Origin of the sequence: Azonexus fungiphilus, assembly GCF_003634965.1 — a bacterium.
Classification (GTDB): Bacteria; Pseudomonadota; Gammaproteobacteria; order Burkholderiales; family Rhodocyclaceae; genus Azonexus; species Azonexus fungiphilus.
Genome location: NZ_RBXP01000006.1, coordinates 1 through 19,273 on the forward strand (window position 1 = coordinate 1; position 19,273 = coordinate 19,273).

At 66.9% G+C, this 19,273-nt stretch carries 17 protein-coding genes; 5 read left to right on the forward strand and 12 right to left on the reverse strand.

Translation table 11 applies throughout. From position 1 onward, the window contains the following. Nucleotides 1-3,498: beta strand repeat-containing protein (locus DFR40_RS02570; protein WP_121456938.1), on the forward strand; the 3,498-nt coding region annotated here is incomplete at its 5' end. 67 nt (nt 3,499-3,565) lie between these two features. On the opposite strand, the gene DFR40_RS02575 is transcribed toward DFR40_RS02570, so the two are convergent. Continuing rightward, on the reverse strand, nt 3,566-4,261 hold the full coding sequence (locus DFR40_RS02575; RefSeq protein ID WP_121456939.1) for a Crp/Fnr family transcriptional regulator: 696 nt from the start codon (nt 4,259-4,261) through the stop codon (nt 3,566-3,568). A gap of 72 nt (nt 4,262-4,333) precedes the next feature. Beyond that, nucleotides 4,334-6,250 (reverse strand): sigma-54-dependent Fis family transcriptional regulator, encoded by a 1,917-nt coding sequence (locus DFR40_RS02580; RefSeq protein WP_121456940.1) that lies wholly within the window; start codon nt 6,248-6,250, stop codon nt 4,334-4,336. A 270-nt stretch (nt 6,251-6,520) separates the two neighbouring features. On the opposite strand from DFR40_RS02580, the gene exaC reads away from it, so the two are divergent. The 4 genes from exaC (at nt 6,521) to DFR40_RS02600 (ending at nt 11,085) form a co-directional block, all read left to right on the forward strand. Then, a complete protein-coding gene (gene exaC, locus DFR40_RS02585) occupies nt 6,521-8,041 on the forward strand; it encodes an acetaldehyde dehydrogenase ExaC (protein ID WP_121456941.1) in 1,521 nt (506 codons plus the stop codon). 111 nt (nt 8,042-8,152) lie between these two features. After that, on the forward strand, nt 8,153-9,304 hold the full coding sequence (gene yiaY, locus DFR40_RS02590; protein ID WP_121456942.1) for an L-threonine dehydrogenase: 1,152 nt from the start codon (nt 8,153-8,155) through the stop codon (nt 9,302-9,304). A gap of 75 nt (nt 9,305-9,379) precedes the next feature. Beyond that, a complete protein-coding gene (locus DFR40_RS02595; protein ID WP_121456943.1) occupies nt 9,380-9,742 on the forward strand; it encodes a DUF779 domain-containing protein in 363 nt (120 codons plus the stop codon). A 38-nt stretch (nt 9,743-9,780) separates the two neighbouring features. Continuing rightward, nucleotides 9,781-11,085 (forward strand): NYN domain-containing protein, encoded by a 1,305-nt coding sequence (locus DFR40_RS02600; protein ID WP_121456944.1) that lies wholly within the window; start codon nt 9,781-9,783, stop codon nt 11,083-11,085. Nucleotides 11,086-11,108: 23 nt separating this feature from the next. On the opposite strand, the gene DFR40_RS02605 is transcribed toward DFR40_RS02600, so the two are convergent. The 10 genes from DFR40_RS02605 to tyrS all read right to left on the reverse strand — a co-directional run bounded on the left by DFR40_RS02605 (nt 11,109) and on the right by tyrS (nt 19,162). Next, nucleotides 11,109-11,621 (reverse strand): hypothetical protein, encoded by a 513-nt coding sequence (locus DFR40_RS02605; protein WP_121456945.1) that lies wholly within the window; start codon nt 11,619-11,621, stop codon nt 11,109-11,111. A 103-nt stretch (nt 11,622-11,724) separates the two neighbouring features. Next, nucleotides 11,725-12,096 (reverse strand): aspartate 1-decarboxylase, encoded by a 372-nt coding sequence (panD, locus tag DFR40_RS02610; protein ID WP_245985583.1) that lies wholly within the window; start codon nt 12,094-12,096, stop codon nt 11,725-11,727. Nucleotides 12,097-12,220: 124 nt separating this feature from the next. Then, complete coding sequence (gene panC / locus DFR40_RS02615) at nt 12,221-13,045, reverse strand: pantoate--beta-alanine ligase (RefSeq protein WP_121456946.1); 825 nt, start codon at nt 13,043-13,045, stop codon at nt 12,221-12,223. Nucleotides 13,046-13,049: 4 nt separating this feature from the next. Continuing rightward, nucleotides 13,050-13,868, reverse strand: coding sequence for a 3-methyl-2-oxobutanoate hydroxymethyltransferase (gene panB, locus DFR40_RS02620; protein ID WP_121456947.1), 819 nt, complete (start codon nt 13,866-13,868; stop codon nt 13,050-13,052). A gap of 66 nt (nt 13,869-13,934) precedes the next feature. After that, nucleotides 13,935-14,411 carry a 2-amino-4-hydroxy-6-hydroxymethyldihydropteridine diphosphokinase gene (folK, locus tag DFR40_RS02625; RefSeq protein WP_121456948.1) on the reverse strand — a complete coding sequence of 159 codons (477 nt, stop codon included), beginning with the start codon at nt 14,409-14,411 and terminating at the stop codon, nt 13,935-13,937. Beyond that, nucleotides 14,408-15,748, reverse strand: coding sequence for a polynucleotide adenylyltransferase PcnB (pcnB, locus tag DFR40_RS02630; RefSeq protein WP_121456949.1), 1,341 nt, complete (start codon nt 15,746-15,748; stop codon nt 14,408-14,410). Before pcnB ends, folK begins: the two co-directional genes overlap by 4 nt. 48 nt (nt 15,749-15,796) lie before the next feature. After that, complete coding sequence (locus DFR40_RS02635) at nt 15,797-16,465, reverse strand: histidinol-phosphatase (protein ID WP_121456950.1); 669 nt, start codon at nt 16,463-16,465, stop codon at nt 15,797-15,799. Next, nucleotides 16,462-17,115, reverse strand: a complete 654-nt coding sequence (hda, locus tag DFR40_RS02640; RefSeq protein ID WP_121456951.1) for a DnaA regulatory inactivator Hda — start codon at nt 17,113-17,115, stop codon at nt 16,462-16,464. Before hda ends, DFR40_RS02635 begins: the two co-directional genes overlap by 4 nt. Before the next feature lie 5 nt (nt 17,116-17,120). Continuing rightward, nucleotides 17,121-17,876, reverse strand: coding sequence for a TerC family protein (locus DFR40_RS02645; protein WP_121456952.1), 756 nt, complete (start codon nt 17,874-17,876; stop codon nt 17,121-17,123). An 11-nt stretch (nt 17,877-17,887) separates the two neighbouring features. After that, nucleotides 17,888-19,162 (reverse strand): tyrosine--tRNA ligase, encoded by a 1,275-nt coding sequence (gene tyrS, locus DFR40_RS02650; RefSeq protein ID WP_121456953.1) that lies wholly within the window; start codon nt 19,160-19,162, stop codon nt 17,888-17,890. Between the last annotated feature and the right edge of the window lie 111 nt (nt 19,163-19,273).

The window sequence follows — 19,273 nt, forward strand, 5'->3', positions numbered from 1 at the left end:
TTCGACAACGGAGCGACGTGGCAGGACGTGGTTGGCGGTCAGGTGACGGTACCGGCCGGGACGACGACGTTCTACGTGTCGGTGGCGACGACGGCGGACGAGCCGAACAAGGTGTATGAAGGTCCGGAGACGTTCACGCTGACGGCGGGGACGGTACGGGGCACGGACGCGGGTGTCGGGACGATCACGGACGACGGCAGCGCGGTACCGCCGCCGCCGGTGAATCCGCCGACGCCGCCGCAACCGCCGGTGGACGACCGTCCGACGGTCTCGATTTCGGTCGATCCGGCGAGCATCGACGAGAACGATCCGGGCGTGATGACCTTCACGATCACCCTGAGCAATGCCTCGGAATTCCCGACGACGGTGACCTATACCCTGACCGGTACGGCAACCTCGGGCGACGACTACACGACGACGGCGACCGGCACGGTGACCATTCCGGCCGGCCAGACCAGCGCGACGTTCACGGTCGACCCGATTGTCGACGGCATTTTCGAGCCCAGCGAGACGGTGATCGCCACCATCACCTCGGCGACCGGCCACGGCCAGTCGCTGACGGTGACGCAGCCGACGGCCACCGGCACCATCGTCAACAACGACCTGGCGCCGCCGACGCTCGACCTCGATGCCTCCGCGGCGGGAACCGGCTACACCACGACCTACACCGAGAACGGCAGTGGCGTCGCGATCGCCGACAGCGATTCGCTGATCGTCGATCTTGACGATGCCAACATGGCCTCGGCGACGATCGTGCTGACCAACGCCAAGGCCGGCGACGTGCTGTCCTTCGGCGGCCTGCCGGCGGGCATCTCGGCCACGGTCGACACCAGCGTTGCCGGCCGGATCACGGTGAGCCTCACCGGTTCGGCGAGCAAGGCGGCCTACGAGACCGCGATCGAGGCGATCCGCTTCAGCAGCACCAGCGAGACGCCGGACACGACGCCGCGCACGGTCAATGTCACGGTCAACGACGCGGTGAACAACTCGAACACGGCCACCGCCGTGATCAATGTCGTCTCGGTCAACGATCCTCCGGTCGCCAACAACGATACCGGTGCGGTCAACGAGGATGCGACGCTGACGGTCAACGCGGCCAACGGCGTGATTCTCAGCGGTCTGGTCGCCGGCGGTCGCGACAGCGATGCCGATGGCGACAACCTGCTGGTCACTGCAGTCCGCACCGGCAGCGAAGCTGGCAGCGGCACGGCGGGGACCGTCGGGGTCAGCCTCGAAGGTGCCTGGGGCCATCTGACGCTGAACGACGACGGCAGCTACACCTATGTCGCCGACAAGGCCAACTCGCTGGCCCAGGGCGCCACCGCGACCGACGTATTCACCTACACCGTCAGCGACGGCAAGGGCGGCACCGACCGGGCGCAGCTGACGATCACCATCACCGGCACCAACGATCTGCCCTTCGTGGCCACGCCGGATCCGGTGCGCCTCTCGGAAGAAGCGCTGCCTGGCGGCGTTCTCGACGATACCGGCAACACCGATCAGAGCAACGTCGCGGTCTTCGACGGCAACCTGACGATCACCGACCCGGACAGCAGCAGCTTCACGATCTCGCTGACGGCGCCGAGCGAAACGCTGACCTCGGGCGGCGTCCAGATCACCTGGAGCGGTGGCAGCAACGGCGCCGACCTGGTCGGCATGGCCGGAACTACCGAAGTCGTGCGCGTCAGCATGAGCAACAGCGGTGCCTACAAGGTGACGTTGTCGGCGCCGGTCGATCATCCGGCGGCCGGCGAGGACACGCTGTCGCTCAACGTCGGCGTCACCGTCTCGGATGGCGTCGGCTCGACCAGCACGACGCTGAACGTGGTCATCGAGGACGATGCGCCGACGGCCAGCCAGCAGACGACGAACGTTGCCGTCAGCCAGGACACCAATGTCCTGCTGGTGCTCGACTTGTCCGGCAGTATGGACAGCACGGTGACGATCAACGGGGTCTCGATGACCCGTCTCGAAGCCGCCGTCGAATCGATCGCCCGCCTGCTGCAGCAGTACGACCAGCTCGGCAACGTCCGCGTGCAGCTGGTGACCTTCTCGGATACCGCTGCCTCGGTCTATACCCAGTGGCAGAACGTCGGCACCGTGCTCGACTACCTCTACAGTCTGTCGCCGACGGCCGGCAACGGCGGGACCAATTACGACGCGGCGCTGGCCGCGGCGATGACGGCCTTTGCCACCGCCAACAAGCTGTCCGGCGCGCAGAACGTCTCCTACTTCCTGACCGACGGTCTGCCGACCTTCGGTTCGGGTAGCGACACGGAGTTGAGCGGGACGCGCAACGGCACCGGTTCCGACCAGTCGGGCAGCGATACCGGCATCCAGACCAGCGAGGAAACGACCTGGACCAACTTCCTCAACACGAACAAGGTCAATTCCTTCTCGTTCGCCATGGGCGGGCCGTTTGCCAGCCAGAACGATCCGGACGGCAGCTTCACCAGCCAGGACTACATCAACCCGATCGCCTGGAACGGTGCCACCGGCACCGATGCCAACGGTCAGGTGGTGAGCAACTGGAACGACCTCGACGCAGCGCTGCAGAGCACGATCCCGCCGGTACAGACGGGCAACCTGCTGGTCGGCGCGACGCCGGGTGCGGTCGGTGCCGACGGTGGCCACATCTACTCGATCGCGATCGGGCCGGATGGCGATCGCCGGACCTTCTACTGGAACGGCAACGGCACCATCGTCCAGGACGGCAGCGGCAGCAGCACGCTGGTCTCGTTCAACACGACCACCCACGTGCTGGTCATCCGCACCGAGCAGGGCGGCTTGTTCACGGTCGATCTCGACGACGGTTCCTACCAGTACGTGCCGCCGGTGAACATGCCGGCAACGTTGACCGAAGTGATCAGCTTCGAACTGGTTGATAACGATGCCGATCGCAGCGGCCAGGGGCAGATGACGCTGATCCTCAACCGCGATTCCGGGGCCGATGGCCAGACCATCATCGGGACCAGCGGTGCCGACACCATCATCGGCAGCAATGCCGCCGAGTACATCCACGGTGGTGACGGCAACGACACCATCAATGGCGGTGGCGGTGCCGATACCATCATCGGTGGTGCCGGCAACGACACCATGGATGGCGGTGCGGGTGCCGACACCTTCCGCTGGTTCTTCTCGGATGCGGGCACCGTCGCGGCGCCGGCGATCGATACGATCAACAACTTCGATACGGCCGCCTTTGCCAGCGGCGGCGATCGCCTCGACCTGCGCGACCTGCTGCAGGGCTCGGCGACCACCGCCGGCGCGCTCGACAACTACCTGCACTTCCAGTACTCGGGCGGCAACACGACGATCTACGTCAGCGCCACGGGGTCGTTCAGCAACAACAACAACGCCTCCGGCCTGCCGACCAACGTCAATAACAACGACGTCCAGCAGATCGTCCTGACCGGGGTTAACCTGGTCGGCAGCAGTACCACCGACCAGCAGGTGATCCAGAACCTGCTCAACCAGGGCAAGTTGCTGACCGACTGAATCTGACGGTCGACCACGAAAAAGGGCGGATTTTCATCCGCCCTTTTTTTTATCGCCGGCCCTTGTTTCAGGCGGCGTAGCTGCGCAGTCGGCCGAGGTCGGGAATCTCGATGTCGCGGCCATGCACGATGATCAGCCGGTCCTCGACCAGTTCGTGCAGGATGCGCGAGAAGTGTTCCTGGGTCAGGTTCAGGCGCGAGGCGACGACGCCCTTGGTGGTCGGCAGCGAGACCGTCGCCGACTTGTCGTGCTCGGCGCTGGCCGGCAGTTCGCGCAGCAGGTAGGCGATGATCCGCTCCTTGCCCGAATGCAGCGAATAGCCTTCCATGTCGTTCATCAACTGGTGCAGGCGCATGGCCATGCTGGCCAGCATCTTGCGCGCCAGGCGCGGGTCGTTCTCGAGTTCCTCGTAGAGCGCCGCCTTGGAAATGTGCAGCATCTGCGAATCGGCGAGCGCCTGGGCGAAGACGATGTAGGGCGTGTCCATGAACATGATCGCTTCGCCGAAGGTCTGCCCCGGGCTGATGATCTCGACGACTTTCTCGTTGCCTTGCGCCGAGGTGAAGGCGAGCTTGATCTGGCCGGACAGCAGCAGGTGGAAACCGAGGTTGGGGTCGCCCTTGTGAAACAGGATGTCGCCCTTGGCGGCACGGATCTCGCGCGTACCGCGGGCAATGCGCGCGATTTCCTCGGGCAGCATGCTGGAGAACAGCGGCAGGCGCCCGATCAGGGCGGCGATGTCCAGGTTGGAAGTGGGATTCATGACTGGGCCTTCAATGGTTGGACTGCGGCATGGTGTCACCCCACCACGTCCGCTCGCAATACCTATTCGGGCTTACCCAGTCGGCGACTCCTTGAGCTTGCGGTACAGCGTCTGCCGGCTGATCCCGAGCTGGCGGGCGGCGGCGCTGTGGTTGCCGGCATGCTCGGCGAGCGCCTGGTGGATCGCGGCGAGCGACATGGCGGCCAGGTTTTTACGGTCGACCGGGTTTTCCGGCGTTTTTTCAGGCGCCTGCTGGAGCGCCTCGAGCAGGTCGTCGGGCAGGTGGCACCAGTCGATCCGCGTTTCGCCCGGATCCAGCATGGCGCCGGCGGTGCGCAGCGCGCTGGCCAGCTGGCGCAGGTTGCCCGGCCAGGCGTAGGCGGCAAGGCGTTGCTGCAGGGCCGGGGCGATGCTCGGCGGGCTGTCGGGGAAGAGCTGGTCGAGCAGCTTGTCGCAGAGCGCGGCGAAATCGCTGCGCTGGCGCAAGGCCGGCAGCTGCAGCGTGAGGCCGTTGATCCGGTAGTAGAGGTCGCTGCGGAAGGCGCCGGCGGCGCAGGCGCCGGGCAGGTCGCGGTGGGTCGCGCAGATCAGCGCGAAGCGCAGGTCCACCGGCTGGCCGCCGCCGAGCGGCGTCACCTGGCGTTCCTGGAGCACGCGCAGCAGCCGCGTCTGCATCGCCAGCGGCATGTCGCCGATTTCGTCGAGGAACAGCGTGCCGCCGTCGGCTTCGCGCAGGCGGCCGATGTAGCCTTCCTTGCGGGCGCCGGTGAAGGCGCCGCCGACGTAGCCGAAGAGTTCGGCTTCGATCAGGCTCTCCGGCAGCGCCGCGCAGTTGATCGCGACGAAGGGGCCGTCGCGCTGCGGCGATGACTGGTGCGCGGCGCGCGCGAACATTTCCTTGCCGACGCCGGATTCGCCGGTGATCAGCAGCGGGATGTCCTTGCCGACGATGCGCCGGGCCCGGTCGGCGGCCGCTCGCCAGCGGGCGTCGCCGGTGTCGAGCGCGGCCAGCGCGTCGCTGCGGGCCGGCGCGGCGCTGCCGGCAACCGCCAGCGCGCGTGGCTCGTGGCCGTCGAGACGGGCGTAGAGCGGCGTGCCGTCCGGGCGGTGCAGGCGCAGCGGCTGCTGCGGCCGCCGCCGGGCTTGCGCGAGAATGTCTTCGAGGCGGGCGTCGACCGTGCGGAACAGCGGCGTGCCGCCGATGTCGGCGGTGGCCAGCCCGAGCATGCGCAGCGCGTTGCGGTTGGCGCCGACGATCCAGCCATCCTCGGAGAGCGCGACGATGCCTTCGGCGACGGTGCCGATGCCGGCCGGGTCGGGATGCAGGTAGAGGCGCAGGTGGCGGCGACAGGCGTCGGCGACCAGGCGGTTCTCGATCATCCGGGCGGCGGTGTTGACCAGGCCCAGGGTGTGCGGATGGCGGCTGCGCCGGTCGCCGGAAATGTCGAGGATGCCGAGCAGTTCGCCGGTCGCCGAGACGATCGGCGCGGCGGCGCAGGTGAGGAAGCCGTTGCGTTCGAGGAAGTGCTCGTCGCCATGGATCTCGATCCCCGCTGCCTCGGCCAGCGCCGTGCCGATCGCGTTGGTGCCGCGCTGGCGCTCGTCCCAGCAGGCGCCCGACATCAGTGCGACGCGCTCGGCCTTGCCCAGGAAATCGGCATCGCCGAGGGTGTGCATGAGGACGCCGCGGTTGTCGGCGAGGACGACCATGCTGTGGCTGTGGCGGACCTGCTCGAACAGGTATTCCATGATCGGCCGCGAGTGGTTGAGCAACTCGTGGTTGCGCCCCAGGGCGCGGCCGAGTTCGCTCGCCGTGAGGTTGTCGGGGACGGCCAGGCGGCCGGTCGGCGACAGCCCGGCGGCGAGGCTGCGCCGCCAGGAGCGGGCGAGGCGCTCGTCGATCGTCGCATCGGAAAAGTCGTCGCCAGCCAGCAGCTTGCGCCGGGCTTGCCGCAGCAGCGGCGCCGGCACGGGGGAATTCGCGCGCATCGGATTTGTCTCCTGGCCGGATCCATGCCCGGCTTTTCGACGAGTATAGGGCGGCGCGAGGCGGATGCAAGACTTCCGGAAACAATCGCGTGGCAGTGTTCCAGATTGTGACAGTTGTCGCATCGTGCAACGTTCCAGCAGCCTTTGACGGTCGACTGCCGAAAACGGGAGTTTTTTGAATTCAAGCACTTGGCCAGCTGGCACGGCACTTGATAAGGAGTTCGGGCCGCCAGGCAAACGATTCATCCATTCGTAAAAACAGGAGACAAAATGATCTACGCAGCCCCCGGCACCGCTGGTGCAAAAATCGCCTACAAGGCCAAGTACGACAACTTCATCAACGGCCGCTGGACCGCGCCGGTCAAGGGCCAGTACTTCGACGTGGTGACCCCGGTCAACGGCAAGGTGTACACGCAGGTCGCCCGTTCCTCCGCCGAGGACATCGAACTGGCGCTCGACGCCGCCCACGCCGCCTTCCCGAAATGGGGCAAGACCGATGCCGCGACCCGCTCGAACATCCTGCTCAAGATCGCCGACCGCCTCGAACAGAACCTCGAACTGCTGGCCTACGCCGAGACCGTCGACAACGGCAAGCCGATCCGCGAAACGCTGAACGCCGACATCCCGCTCGCCGTCGATCACTTCCGTTACTTCGCCGGCTGCCTGCGCTCGCAGGAAGGCGGCATCTCGGAAATCGACGAAAACACCATGGCTTATCACATCCATGAGCCGCTCGGCGTCGTCGGCCAGATCATCCCCTGGAACTTCCCGATCCTGATGGCCGCCTGGAAGCTGGCGCCGGCGCTCGGTGCCGGCAACTGCGTGGTGCTCAAGCCGGCCGAATCGACGCCGATCTCGATCCTGATCCTGATGGACCTGATCGCCGACCTGTTGCCGCCGGGCGTCCTCAACATCGTCAACGGCTACGGCCGCGAAGCCGGCATGCCGCTCGCCACCAGCAAGCGCATCGCCAAGATCGCCTTCACCGGCTCCACCGCCACCGGCCGCGTGATCGCCCAAGCCGCCGCCAACAACCTGATCCCGGCGACGCTGGAACTGGGTGGCAAGTCGCCCAACATCTTCTTCGCCGACGTGATGGACAAGGACGACGGCTTCCTCGACAAGGCGATCGAAGGCCTGGTCCTGTTCGCCTTCAACCAGGGTGAAGTGTGTACCTGCCCGAGCCGCGCGCTGATCCAGGAATCGATCTACGACAGGTTCATGGAAAAGGCGCTGAAGCGGGTTGCCGCGATCAAGCAGGGCTCGCCGCTCGACACCGAGACGATGATGGGTGCGCAAGCCTCGCAGATCCAGATGGACAAGATCGAGTCCTATCTCAAGCTGGGCAAGGAAGAAGGCGCGCAGGTGCTGATCGGTGGCGAACGCGCCCACCTCGGCGGCGACATCGAAGGCGGTTATTACATCCAGCCGACGCTGTTCAAGGGCCACAACAAGATGCGCATCTTCCAGGAAGAAATCTTCGGGCCGGTGCTCGCCGTGACCACCTTCAAGGACGAAGCCGAAGCCCTGGCGATCGCCAACGACACCCTCTACGGCCTCGGCGCCGGCGTCTGGAGCCGCAACGGCAACGTCGCCTACCGCATGGGCCGCGCCATCCAGGCCGGCCGCGTGTGGACCAACTGCTACCACGCCTACCCGGCGCACGCGGCCTTCGGCGGCTACAAGGAATCGGGCATCGGCCGCGAGACGCACAAGGTCATGCTCGACCACTACCAGCAAACCAAGAACCTGCTGGTCAGCTACGCCGAACAGAAGCTCGGCTTCTTCTAAGCCGACTGCCAACGCCCGCCTGCCGCGGGCGTTTTTCTTTTATCCTGTCCCCGGCGGCAGGTCCGTCTTCAAGGGGAAGCGGCGCCCGCCGGGTTTCTGAAAGGGAGTCACATGGCACAAAGCACCTTCTTCATCCCCGCCATCAACATGATGGGCGAGGGCTGTCTGGAAAGCGCGGTTCAATCGCTGGCCGGCTACGGCTACCGGCGCGCGCTGATCGTCACCGACGCCTGGCTCGAACAGGCCGGTGTCGCTGCCCGCGTCGCCGGGCTGCTCGAAAAATCCGGGATCGCCAGCGAGATTTTCGCCGGCGCCCAGCCGAATCCGACCATCGGCAACGTCGAGGCCGGCCTCGCCCGCCTGCGCGCCGCCGGCTGCGACTGCGTCGTCTCGCTCGGCGGCGGTTCGCCGCACGATTGCGCCAAGGGCATCGCGCTGGTCGCCACCAACGGCGGCGGCATCGCCGACTACGAAGGCGTGGACCGCTCGGCCAAGCCGCAGCTGCCGCTGATCGCGATCAACACGACGGCCGGCACGGCCAGCGAGATGACGCGCTTCTGCATCATCACCGACGAGTCGCGGCACATCAAGATGGCCATCGTCGACCGCCATGTCACGCCGCTGCTCTCGGTCAACGACCCGCTGCTGATGCTGGCCAAGCCGCCGGCGCTGACCGCGGCGACCGGCATGGACGCGCTGACGCACGCGGTCGAGGCCTACGTGTCGACGGCGGCGACGCCGATCACCGATGCCTGCGCCCTGAAGGCGGTGAGCATGATCGCCGCCAACCTGCGCCAGGCCGTCGCCGACGGTCAGGACGTCGCTGCCCGCGAAGCCATGGCCTACGCCCAGTTCCTCGCCGGCATGGCCTTTAACAACGCCTCGCTTGGCTACGTCCATGCCATGGCGCACCAGCTCGGCGGCTTCTACAACCTGCCGCACGGGGTTTGCAACGCGGTGCTGCTGCCGCACGTCGAAGCCTTCAATGCGGCGGTCGTTCCCGGGCGCCTGGCCGATGTCGCTGCGGCGATGGGCGTCGCCGTCGCCGGCGCGTCGGCGGCCGACAACGCCGCCCGCTGCCTGGCGGCGATCCGCGAGCTGTCGGCGGCCATCGGCATTCCCGCCGGCCTGCGCGAACTCGGCGTCAAGCCGGAAGACATTCCGACGCTGGCCGCCAACGCGCTCAAGGACGCCTGCGGCCTGACCAATCCGCGGCCGGCCGATCAGGCCGAGATCGAAGGCATCTTCGCCGCCGCGCTCTAGTTCGACGCATCATCTCTGCGTGCCCTTGCGGGCTTTGACGGGGGCTGCGTGCCCCCGCTTTTTTGGAGGAAAACCATGGTCGACCGTGTCATGGCCACGCCGGCGGCGCTGGCGCTGATCGACAGCCTGCGCGCCGAGCACGGGCCGGCGCTGTTCTTCTACCAGTCGGGCGGCTGCTGCGACAACAGCAGCCCGAACTGCTACCTGGCCGGCGAGCTGACGCTCGGCGACCACGACATCCATCTCGGCGAGATCGGCGGCCTGCCGTTCTACATCAGCGCCGCCCAGTACGAGTACTGGCAGCACACGCAACTGGTCATCGACGCGGTCGCCGGCCAGGGCGGGACCTTTTCGCTCGAATGCGGCAGCGGCCAGTGTTTCATCACCCGTTCGCGGCTCTTCGACGACGCCGAACTGAAGCAATTGGCCGGCGGCTGAGGCGGTATACTGCGGGCTTCTTCCAACGGATCGACTTCATGGCCGCCAACGACACCGCCAGCATGGCGCTTTTCTGCGACTTCGAGAACATCGCCCTCGGCGTGCGCGACGCCCAATACGAAAAATTCGACATCCGCCCGGTGCTCGAGCGCCTGCTCGCCAAGGGCAGCATCGTCGTCAAGAAGGCCTACTGCGACTGGGAGCGCTACAAGGGCTTCAAGGCGGCGATGCACGAGGCCAACTTCGAGCTGATCGAGATCCCGCACGTCCGCCAGTCGGGCAAGAACTCCGCCGACATCCGCATGGTCGTCGACGCGCTCGACCTCTGCTACACCAAGTCGCACGTCGATACCTTCGTGATCATCTCCGGCGACTCCGACTTCTCGCCGCTGGTCTCCAAGCTGCGCGAGAACGCAAAGAAGGTCATCGGCGTCGGCGTCAAGCAGTCCTGCTCCGACCTGCTGGTCACCAACTGCGACGAATTCATCTACTACGACGACCTCGTCCGCGACCGCGAGGCGCAGCGCGGCGGCCAGCGCCGCGAACGCGAGAAGCGCTCGCCGGAAGAGGAAGCCAAGCGCAACGCCAAGATCGAGGAGCGCAAGGCCAAGGCCATCGAACTGGTTTCGGCAACCTTCGTCGATCTCATGGCCGACCGCGGCGAAGCCGAACGGATCTGGGCCTCGGTGCTCAAGGAAGTGGTCAAGCGGCGCAATCCCGGCTTCAGCGAGAGTTACTACGGCTTCCGCACCTTCGGCAACCTGCTCGAGGACGCTGCCGCCCACGGGCTGCTGGCGGTCGGTCGCGACGAGAAGTCGGGCACCTACGTCACCCGCGCCCGGCCGCAGGACGCCGAGGCAGCGGTCGAGGCCGGCGGCGAGTCGCTGACGGTCGACCTGCCGGAAAACGAAAAAACCGCCGAGCCGCCGGCGGCCAGCGACGACAAGCCGGCCGGCCGGCGGCGCGGCGGTCGCCGCGGGCGCAAGGAGGTTCGTGAGGACAGCGGCGACAGTCCTGTCGCGCCGGCCGTCGCCGAGGCGGTGACGGTCGAGGCAGCGCCGGTGACCCCGGCACCGCTCGGCGAAGCCGCGCCCGAGGAGGTGCCGGAGGTCGCGGCCAAGCCGGAGAAGCCGCGTCGCGGCGGCCGCCGTCCGCGCCAGGCGACGGCCGAGGCCGCTGCTGCGCCGGTGGTGGTCGAAGCACCGGCGGCCGAGGTGGCACCGACGGTCGACAGCGCAAAACCGGCAAAAAAGGCGGCTTCCGCCAAGACTGCCGCGAAAAGCGCCGAGAAGAAGCCGGCGCGCAGCCGCAAGCCGAAAAAGAGCGACGACCCCACCGCCTGACGGGGGGCCGGCAGCGCCGGCCGCTAGATCACCTTGAGCAGCATCGTGCGCAGTTCCTCCGCCCGGCGGCGGCCTTCGCGCGTCTGGACGACGGCGTGGAACCACGGGTCGAACTGCAGGCGCAGTTCGTCATGCGTCTTCGCGGCATAGGCCGCTTCGACGATGTGCAGGTGGGCGAAGGGGCCGCAGAAGGTCTTCAGCGTGTTCTGGATGAAATTGCGCGCCAGCTGCATTTCCTGTGCGTCCGGCGGTTCCGGTGCTGGCCGGAAGGCGGTGATCGGCGGCAGCGGGCCGGCCGGGGCCGGCTGCGTCGTGCCGTCGGCGTCCTTGAGCGCGGCAATTTCGATGAAGCCGGCTTCCTCGAGCAGGCCGATGGTGTGCTGGAGGTCGTCGGCCTGCAGCATCTCGCGCAGTTCGTCGACGCTGCGCCGGCCGTCGACCATGATCAAAACCCGCCGCTGGCGCGGCGTCAGGCCGCCGGTCTTGGCGGTCAGCTCTTCCTGGCCCTTGGTGGTCTTGGCGAATACGACGCCCATGAATGGTCTCCGTTGCGGTTTTTCGAATAGTGCAACGGATTGTACATAAAAAGAAAAGCCCGCCAAGCGGCGGGCTTTCGGGCGGACGGCGCTGGCCGTCGGGTCAGGCGGCGGCCTGGACCGGAATCTTGTGGCCGCGGCGGACGATGCGGTTCTGCGAATCGACGTAGATCAGCGACGGCTCGTGGCGGGCCAGTTCGACCTCGCCGTAGCTGGCGAAGGTGGCGATGATCAGGATGTCGCCCGGGGCGGCGCGGCGAGCCGCGGAACCATTGACCGAGATGACGCCCGAGCCGCGCTCGGCACGGATCGCGTAGGTGGTGAAACGCTCGCCGTTGTTCACGTTCCAGATGTCGATCTGTTCGTATTCCTTGATATCGGCTGCTTCCAGCAGATCCTCGTCGATCGCGCACGAGCCTTCGTAGTGCAGGTCGGCGTGCGTGGCGGTGACGCGATGCAGCTTCGATTTCAACATGGTTCTCTGCATGGTTTCACTCATCCAGACAGTTGGGGGACCCGAATTTTAACGGCATTCGACTGCCTGTCAACGATCTTTTTCGGCGCCGTCGGCAGGCCGGCGAACGGCCCGCCAGGCCGCGTCAGACCTCGATGTTGTCGATCAGCCGGGTATTGCCGAGGCGGCTGGCGGCGAGCACGACGAGGGCGTTGTCGGCGCTGCCGGCCGGGGCCAGATCGGCCTGGCGGCGAACCGAGACGTAGTCGGTTTTCCAGCCGTTGACGGTCAACTCGGCGATGGCGGCATTTTCCAGCGCCGCGAAATCGCGGTTGCCGCCGACGATCGCCGCCCGGATGCCGGCGAGCAGCCGCTGCAGGCGCGGCGCTTCGGCGCGCTCGGCGGCGCTCAGGTAACCGTTGCGCGACGACAGCGCCAGGCCGTCGTCGGCGCGCACCGTCTCGCCGCCGACGATCTCGATCGGCAGCGCCATCTGGCGGCTCATGTTGCGCAGGACCATCAGCTGCTGGTAATCCTTCTTGCCGAAGATCGCGACCTGCGGCTGGACGCAGTTGAACAGCTTGCTGACGACGGTGGCGACACCGCGGAAATGGCCGGGGCGGAATTCGCCGTCGAGGATGTTCTGGATGCTGGGCGGTTCGACGAAGTATTCCTGCGGTTCGGGATAGAGGTCGGCCTCGCTCGGGGCGAAGAGGACGTCGACACCGGCTGCGGCGAGCTTGTCGCAATCGGCCTGGAAGGTGCGCGGATAGGTGTCGAAATCCTCGTTCGGGCCGAACTGCAGGCGATTGACGAAGATCGAGGCGACCACGGTGTCACCGTGCCGGCGCGCCTGTTCCATCAGGCTGATGTGGCCGGCATGGAGATTGCCCATGGTCGGGACGAAAACGATGCGGCGACGGTCGGCCAGCGCGGCGCGCAGGTCGGCGATGCGGGAATGGATGTGCATGATTTCAGGCAGCGTAGGTGTGTTCCGGGCCGGGATAGCTGCCGTCCTTGACGGCGGCGACGGCACGGCAGGCCGCGTCGTGCAGGCTGCTGGCGCCGTCCATGAAATTGCGCACAAACTTGGCTTTCTTGCCCGGCGGGATGTCGAAAGCGTCGTGCAGGACCATGACCTGGCCCGAGCAGTCCTTGCCGGCACCGATGCCGATGGTGATGATGTGCAGCGCCGCGGTGACTTCGGCGGCGAGCACGGCGGGAATCGCTTCCAGGACGATCATCGTGGCGCCGGCTTCCTGCACGGCGAGGGCGTCGGCGTGCAGCTTGCGCGCCGCCGCGTCGCCCTTGCCCTGGACCTTGTAGCCGCCGAGCGCATGCACCGACTGCGGCGTCAGGCCGACGTGGGCGCAGACCGGAATGCCGCGGCTGACCAGGAACTGGATGGTCGGCGCCATTTCGGCGCCGCCTTCGAGCTTGACCATCTGGGCGCCGGCGGCCATCAGCGTGACGGCGTTGCGGAAGGCGGCCTCGGGCGATTCCTGGAAACTGCCGAAAGGCATGTCGGCCAGGATGAAGGCGCGTTCGGCGCCGCGCTTGACGGCAGCGGTGTGGTAGGCGATGTCGGCGACGGTGACCGGCAGCGTCGTGTCGTGGCCCTGGATGACGTTGCCGAGCGAATCGCCGATCAGCAGGCAGTCGACGCCGGCGCCGTCGAGCAGGCGGGCGAAGCTGGCGTCGTAGCAGGTGAACATGGCGACCTTCTCGCCGGCTGCCTGGAGCTTGGCGAGGTCGGCCTGGGTCAGGCGGCGGGTGATGCTTTGTGCAGACATGGGCGTCCCGTGGCGTTATTGACGGCGCCAAGGATACACAGCAGCGCCGAAGTGGCAAGCCTTAAATCAGATTTTACGAATGCCCTGGTTGGCAACCGCCGGCAACCAGGCGGCGAGGCGGCCGCGACCGGGGAGCGCCAGGTCGGGCGCCAGCTCGGCCAGCGGCTGCAGGACGAAGGCACGCAGGTGCAGGCGCGGATGCGGCAGGATCAGGCGCGGTGTCGCCAGGCGCAGTTCGTCGTAGAGCAGGAGGTCGAGGTCGAGCGTGCGCGGGCCGTTGCGCTCGGCACGGACGCGCCCGAAGGCCTGCTCGATGTCGAGCAGTGCGTCGAGCAGCGCTTCCGGGGCCAGCGTCGTTTCCAGCCGGGCGGCCGCGTTGACGAACTCCGGCTGGTCGGCGATGCCGACCGGCGCCGTGCGGTAAAGCGCCGATTTCGCCAGCAGGCGGCTGTGCGGCAACCGGTCGAGCGCGGCAAAAGCCGCGTTGACGGTCGCCGCCGGGTCGCCGAGATTGGCGCCCAGGGCGATGTAGGCAAGGCTCATGCGTCGCTGGCGGACGGTGCGCCGTTGGCCGGCTTCTTGCGACGCCGGCGCTTCTTCTTCTCGCCGGCAGGTTCGGCCTGGAGCATGCCGGCGCGCTGTTCGCCCTCGACATTCTGGAAGCGCGTCCACCAGTCGGCGATCTCCATGTCGATCTCGCCGGCCTGCGCGCGCAGCAGCAGGAAGTCGTAGCCGGCGCGGAAGCGCGGCTGTTCGAGCAGCGCGTAGGGGCGCTTGCCGCTGCGCTGTTCGAAACGCGGCTGCAGCGCCCAGATGTCCTTGATGTCGCCGGCGATGCGACGGGTGATGGCGAGCTTCTCGCCCTGCACGTCGAGGACCGTGTCCATCGCCTGGAACAGTGCCGGAATCTTCGCTTCGCCCTTGGCCTTCATCTTGTCCCAGTGCGCCAGCACCTCGTGCCAGAGCAGGGTGGCGAAGAGGAAGCCGGGCGAGGTGCCCTTGCCGCGACGGATGCGTTCGTCGGTGTTGGCCAGCGCCAGCATCACGAACTTCTCGCCGAGCGGCTGTTCGAGGATCACGTCGAGCAGCGGCAGCAGGCCGTGGTGCAGGCCCTCGTCGCGCAGTTGCGTGATGCACTTGACCGAATGTCCCGAGGTCAGCAGCTTGAGCATCTCGTCGAACAGGCGGGCGGCGGGCACGTTTTCGAGCAGGCCGGCCATCTCGCGGATCGGCTTCTTCGCCTCCGGGTCGATGGCCAGGCCGAGCTTGGCCGCCAGGCGCACGGCGCGCAGCATGCGCACCGGGTCCTCACGGTAGCGCGCGCGCGGCTCGCCGATCATGCGCAGCGTCCTGGCCTTGAGGTCGCCGACGCCGTGGTGGTAGTCGACGATGGTCTCGCTGCTCGGGTCGTAATACAGCGCATTGGCGGTGAAGTCGCGGCGGGCGGCATCCTCGGCCTGCGAGCCGAAGACGTTGTCGTGCAGCACGCGGCCGTGTTCGTCCTTTTTGGTCGTTTCGTCTAGTTGACCGCGGAAGGTGGTCACCTCGATGACTTCCTGGCCCATCATCACATGCACGATCTGGAAGCGGCGGCCGATGATGCGCGAGCGGCGGAAGCAGCGGCGCACCTCTTCGGGCGTGGCGTCGGTGGCGACGTCGAAGTCCTTGGGATCGGCGCCGATCAGCAGGTCGCGCACGGCGCCGCCGACGACGTAGGCCTTGAAGCCTTCGGCCTGCAGGGTTTCGCAGGTGCGCCGGCTGCCGCTGGAGAGGCGGTCGCGGGTGATGCCGTGGCTGGAGACGGGAATCACGGCCGGCTCATGCCGGTTGCCCTTGTTCTTGTTGCCGCGGAAGACGCGGGAAATGAGTTTGCGGATCACGAGTTCCTGAGGGTCAAGCGCATGCTGCGCTGCGGAAAAGCGGCAATTTTACCGCAGAGTGATGATTTTCCAGCCCATTTCGCTGGCGTGCGCACGCAGTTTGTCGTCGGGGTCCACGGCGACCGGCGTCCGGACCTGCTTCATCAGCGGCAGGTCGTTGTGCGAATCGCTGTAGAAACTGGTGTTTTCGAAGCTGCCCCACCACAGGCCCTGGGCTTCCAGCCACTGCTCGACGCGGACGATCTTGCCGGCCTGGAACGAGGGCGTGCCGGTCGGCGTGCCGAAAAATGCCCCGTCCTTGACGTCGACCGCCGGAATCGTCCCGATCAGGTGCGGGATGCCGAATTCGCGGGCGATCGGGCCGGTGACGAAGCTGTTGGTGGCGGTGACGATCACGCACAGGTCGCCGGCGTCGAGGTGGCTGCGCACCAGCGCGCGCGCCGCGTCGCCGATGATCGGGCGGATGTGGCGGTCCATGTACTCGCGGTGCCAGGCGTCGAGTTCGGCGCGCGGGTGGCGGGTCAGCGGCGCCAGCTGGAATTCGAGGAAGGCGGCGATGTCGAGCGTGCCGGCCTTGTAGTGCTCGTAGAACTCGATGTTTCGGGCTTCCTGGATGTCGCGGTCGACGACGCCTTTGGAAATCAGGAACTGCGCCCATTCGAAGTCCGAATCGCCGGCGAGCAGGGTGTGGTCGAGATCGAAGAGGGCGAGGTTCATGCGGTGGTTTCCTGGTGGAGTAGTTCGCGCAGCAGCGGCAGCGTCACCGCCCGCTTGTGTTCGAGGGTGTAACGGTCGAGGGCGACGATCAGGGCGGTCAGCGCGCGCATGTTGCGCGGTGCGTGGCGCATCAGGTAGTCGATGATTTCGGGCGTCAGCTTGAGCGCCCGCTCCCTGGCCTGGGCGGCGATGGCGGCCGCCTTTTCGGCATCGGACAGCGGCTGCAGCCGGTAGATCAGCCCGGAGCCGAGGCGGGTGCGCAGGTCCTCGCGCAGCGCCAGGTGCGAGGGCGGCTGGCCGGCAGCGGTGAGCAGGCGTTCGCCGTCGGCCTTGAGCTGGTTGAACAGCGCGAACAGCGCGATCTGGCCGCTGGCGTCGAGCGCCTCGACGTTGTCGACGGCCAGCGGCGCGCCGGCGGTGATGCCGTCGAGGCCGGGATTGGCGGCGGCGTCGACATAGGTGAAACCGCTGCCGAGCAGCAGGTGGCTCTTGCCGCAGCCGGTTTCGCCGTGCAGGCAGAAGGCGGTGTTCTCGAGCGCGCCGGCCAGCCAGCCGGTGAGCGCGGCCAGCGTCTCGTCGTTGCCGCCGGCGACGAAGTTGTCCAGCGTCGGCGGACTCTCCGGCAGCAGGTCGAGGATCAGCTGGCGCATCGGACTCAGTGGGCCTGTTCGTCGCGGACGTAGGGCTCGCGCAGTTCGACCGGTTTGACGCCGGCCTTGCGCATGCGGATGTTGAGCATCTCGACGCCGACCGAGAAGGCCATCGCGAAGTAGATGTAGCCCTTCGGCACGTGATGGCCGAAACCGTCGGCGAGCAGCACGACGCCGACGACGACGAGGAAGGACAGCGCCAGCATCTTGATCGTCGGGTGGTCGGAGACGAACTTGCCGATGGCGTTGGCGAACAGCATCATCAGGCCGACCGAGGCGACCACCGCGGCGATCATCACGCCGACCTCCTTGACCATGCCGACGGCGGTGATGATCGAGTCGAGCGAGAAGACGAGATCGATGGCGATGATCTGCAGGATGATGCCGGCGAAGCTGGAGGCGATCTTGTGCGATTCCTCGCCTTCCTCGCCCTCGAGCAGCTGGTGCACCTCGCCGGTACTCTTCCAGATCAGGAACAGGCCGCCGGCGATCAGGATCAGGTCGCGCCCGGAGAAGCCGAAGTCGAAGACGGTGATCACCGGCTCGGTCATGCCGATGATCCACGACAGCGTCAGCAGCAGGCCGATGCGCATGAACATCGCGAGAAACAGGCCGAGCTTGCGCGCGAACTCGCGTTTTTCGGCCGGCAGCTTGTCGACGATGATCGAGATGAAGATGATGTTGTCGATGCCGAGCACCAGCTCCAGCGCGGTCAGCGTGAAGAAGGCGATCCAGATTTCGGGGCTGAGCAGGAATTCCATGACGCTTCCGGTTATTGCCAGCGCAGCATGGCGTACTGCTTCTTGCCGCGGCGCAGGATGGTGAAGCGGCCGTAGAGGCGGTCGTCGCCGACGATGCGGTGGTCGAGGGCGTCGGCCTTGTTGCCGTTGATGGTGACGCTGCCACCCTGGATGAAGCTGCGCGCCTCCGACTTCGACTTGGCCAGGCCGCTCGCCGCCAGGGCGTCGATCAGGCTGTCGGCGGCGCTGTCGAGCGCGACGCCGGGCATGCCGTCCTGGGCCAGCTGTTCGAGGTCGTTTTCGGTCAGATTTTCGAGTTGACCGTGAAACAGGCTCTCGGTGATGCGGCGCGCGGCCATCAGCGCGACTTCGCCATGCACCAGGCGGGTCGCTTCCTCGGCCAGGATGCGCTGGGCTTCCGGCTTGCCGCCGCTGGCCTTGTCCGCCGCCTCGATCTCGTTGATGCGCGCCACCGGCAGGAAGGTGAAGAACTTGAGGAACTTGTAGACGTCGGCGTCGGCGGTGTTCAGCCAGAACTGGTAGAAGGCGTAGGGCGAGGTCTTCTTCGGGTCGAGCCAGACGGCGCCGGATTCGGTCTTGCCGAATTTGGTGCCGTCGGCCTTGGTGATCAGCGGCACGGTCAGGCCGTAGACCTGGGCCTGGTGCAGGCGACGGGTCAGGTCGGTGCCGGCGGTGATGTTGCCCCACTGGTCGGAGCCACCGACCTGCAGGCTGCAGCCGAATTGCCGGTAGAGCTGGGCGAAATCGTAGCCCTGCAGCAGCGCGTAGGAGAACTCGGTGTAGGAAATGCCCTGGTCCTCACGTTCCAGGCGCTGCTGCACCGATTCGCGCTTGATCATGGCGTTGACCGAGAAATGCTTGCCGATGTCGCGCAGGAATTCGAGGCAGTTCATCGCGCCGAACCAGTCGTGGTTGTTCGCCATCAGCGCCGCGTTGTCGCCCTCGAAGCTGAGGAAGGGCGCGACCTGGCCGCGGATGTTGTCCACCCAGCCGGCGATCACGTCGGGCGTGTTGAGCTTGCGCTCGGTCGCCTTGAAGCTGGGGTCGCCGATCATCCCGGTGGCGCCGCCGACCAGCGCGATCGGCCGATGGCCGGCCTGCTGGAAGCGCTTGAGGATGAGCACCGGCACCAGATGGCCGAGGTGCAGGCTGTCGGCCGTCGGGTCGAAGCCGCAATACAGCGTCACCTTGCCTTCGCCGAGCTTTTGATCGAGCGCCGCGGCGTCGGTCAGTTGCGCGATCAGGCCGCGATCATGCAGATCCTGAAGAAGGGGGGACTGGTACATGGCGAATGGCTCCACGGGAGAGGCGCCACCCTGCCGGGGCGGCGCCGGAAAATCGGACCCGAGATTCTAGCAGAGCCGACCCCGGTCCCGGCGCGCCGACACGGGTGTCGC

Excerpts from the sequence above, each read along its gene's own strand:
- DFR40_RS02605 (WP_121456945.1), bottom strand. The coding sequence starts at position 11,621 with ATGGGCGTCGTATTCGCCAAGACCACCAAGGGCCAGGAAGAGCTGACC.
- DFR40_RS02600 (WP_121456944.1), top strand. The coding sequence starts at position 9,781 with ATGGCCGCCAACGACACCGCCAGCATGGCGCTTTTCTGCGACTTCGAG.
- panD (WP_245985583.1), bottom strand. The coding sequence starts at position 12,096 with ATGTTGAAATCGAAGCTGCATCGCGTCACCGCCACGCACGCCGACCTG.
- DFR40_RS02595 (WP_121456943.1), top strand. The coding sequence starts at position 9,380 with ATGGTCGACCGTGTCATGGCCACGCCGGCGGCGCTGGCGCTGATCGAC.
- yiaY (WP_121456942.1), top strand. The coding sequence starts at position 8,153 with ATGGCACAAAGCACCTTCTTCATCCCCGCCATCAACATGATGGGCGAG.
- tyrS (WP_121456953.1), bottom strand. The coding sequence starts at position 19,162 with ATGTACCAGTCCCCCCTTCTTCAGGATCTGCATGATCGCGGCCTGATC.
- DFR40_RS02575 (WP_121456939.1), bottom strand. The coding sequence starts at position 4,261 with ATGAATCCCACTTCCAACCTGGACATCGCCGCCCTGATCGGGCGCCTG.
- folK (WP_121456948.1), bottom strand. The coding sequence starts at position 14,411 with ATGAGCCTTGCCTACATCGCCCTGGGCGCCAATCTCGGCGACCCGGCG.
- hda (WP_121456951.1), bottom strand. The coding sequence starts at position 17,115 with ATGCGCCAGCTGATCCTCGACCTGCTGCCGGAGAGTCCGCCGACGCTG.
- exaC (WP_121456941.1), top strand. The coding sequence starts at position 6,521 with ATGATCTACGCAGCCCCCGGCACCGCTGGTGCAAAAATCGCCTACAAG.
- DFR40_RS02645 (WP_121456952.1), bottom strand. The coding sequence starts at position 17,876 with ATGGAATTCCTGCTCAGCCCCGAAATCTGGATCGCCTTCTTCACGCTG.
- DFR40_RS02580 (WP_121456940.1), bottom strand. The coding sequence starts at position 6,250 with ATGCGCGCGAATTCCCCCGTGCCGGCGCCGCTGCTGCGGCAAGCCCGG.
- panC (WP_121456946.1), bottom strand. The coding sequence starts at position 13,045 with ATGCACATCCATTCCCGCATCGCCGACCTGCGCGCCGCGCTGGCCGAC.
- panB (WP_121456947.1), bottom strand. The coding sequence starts at position 13,868 with ATGTCTGCACAAAGCATCACCCGCCGCCTGACCCAGGCCGACCTCGCC.
- DFR40_RS02635 (WP_121456950.1), bottom strand. The coding sequence starts at position 16,465 with ATGAACCTCGCCCTCTTCGATCTCGACCACACCCTGCTCGCCGGCGAT.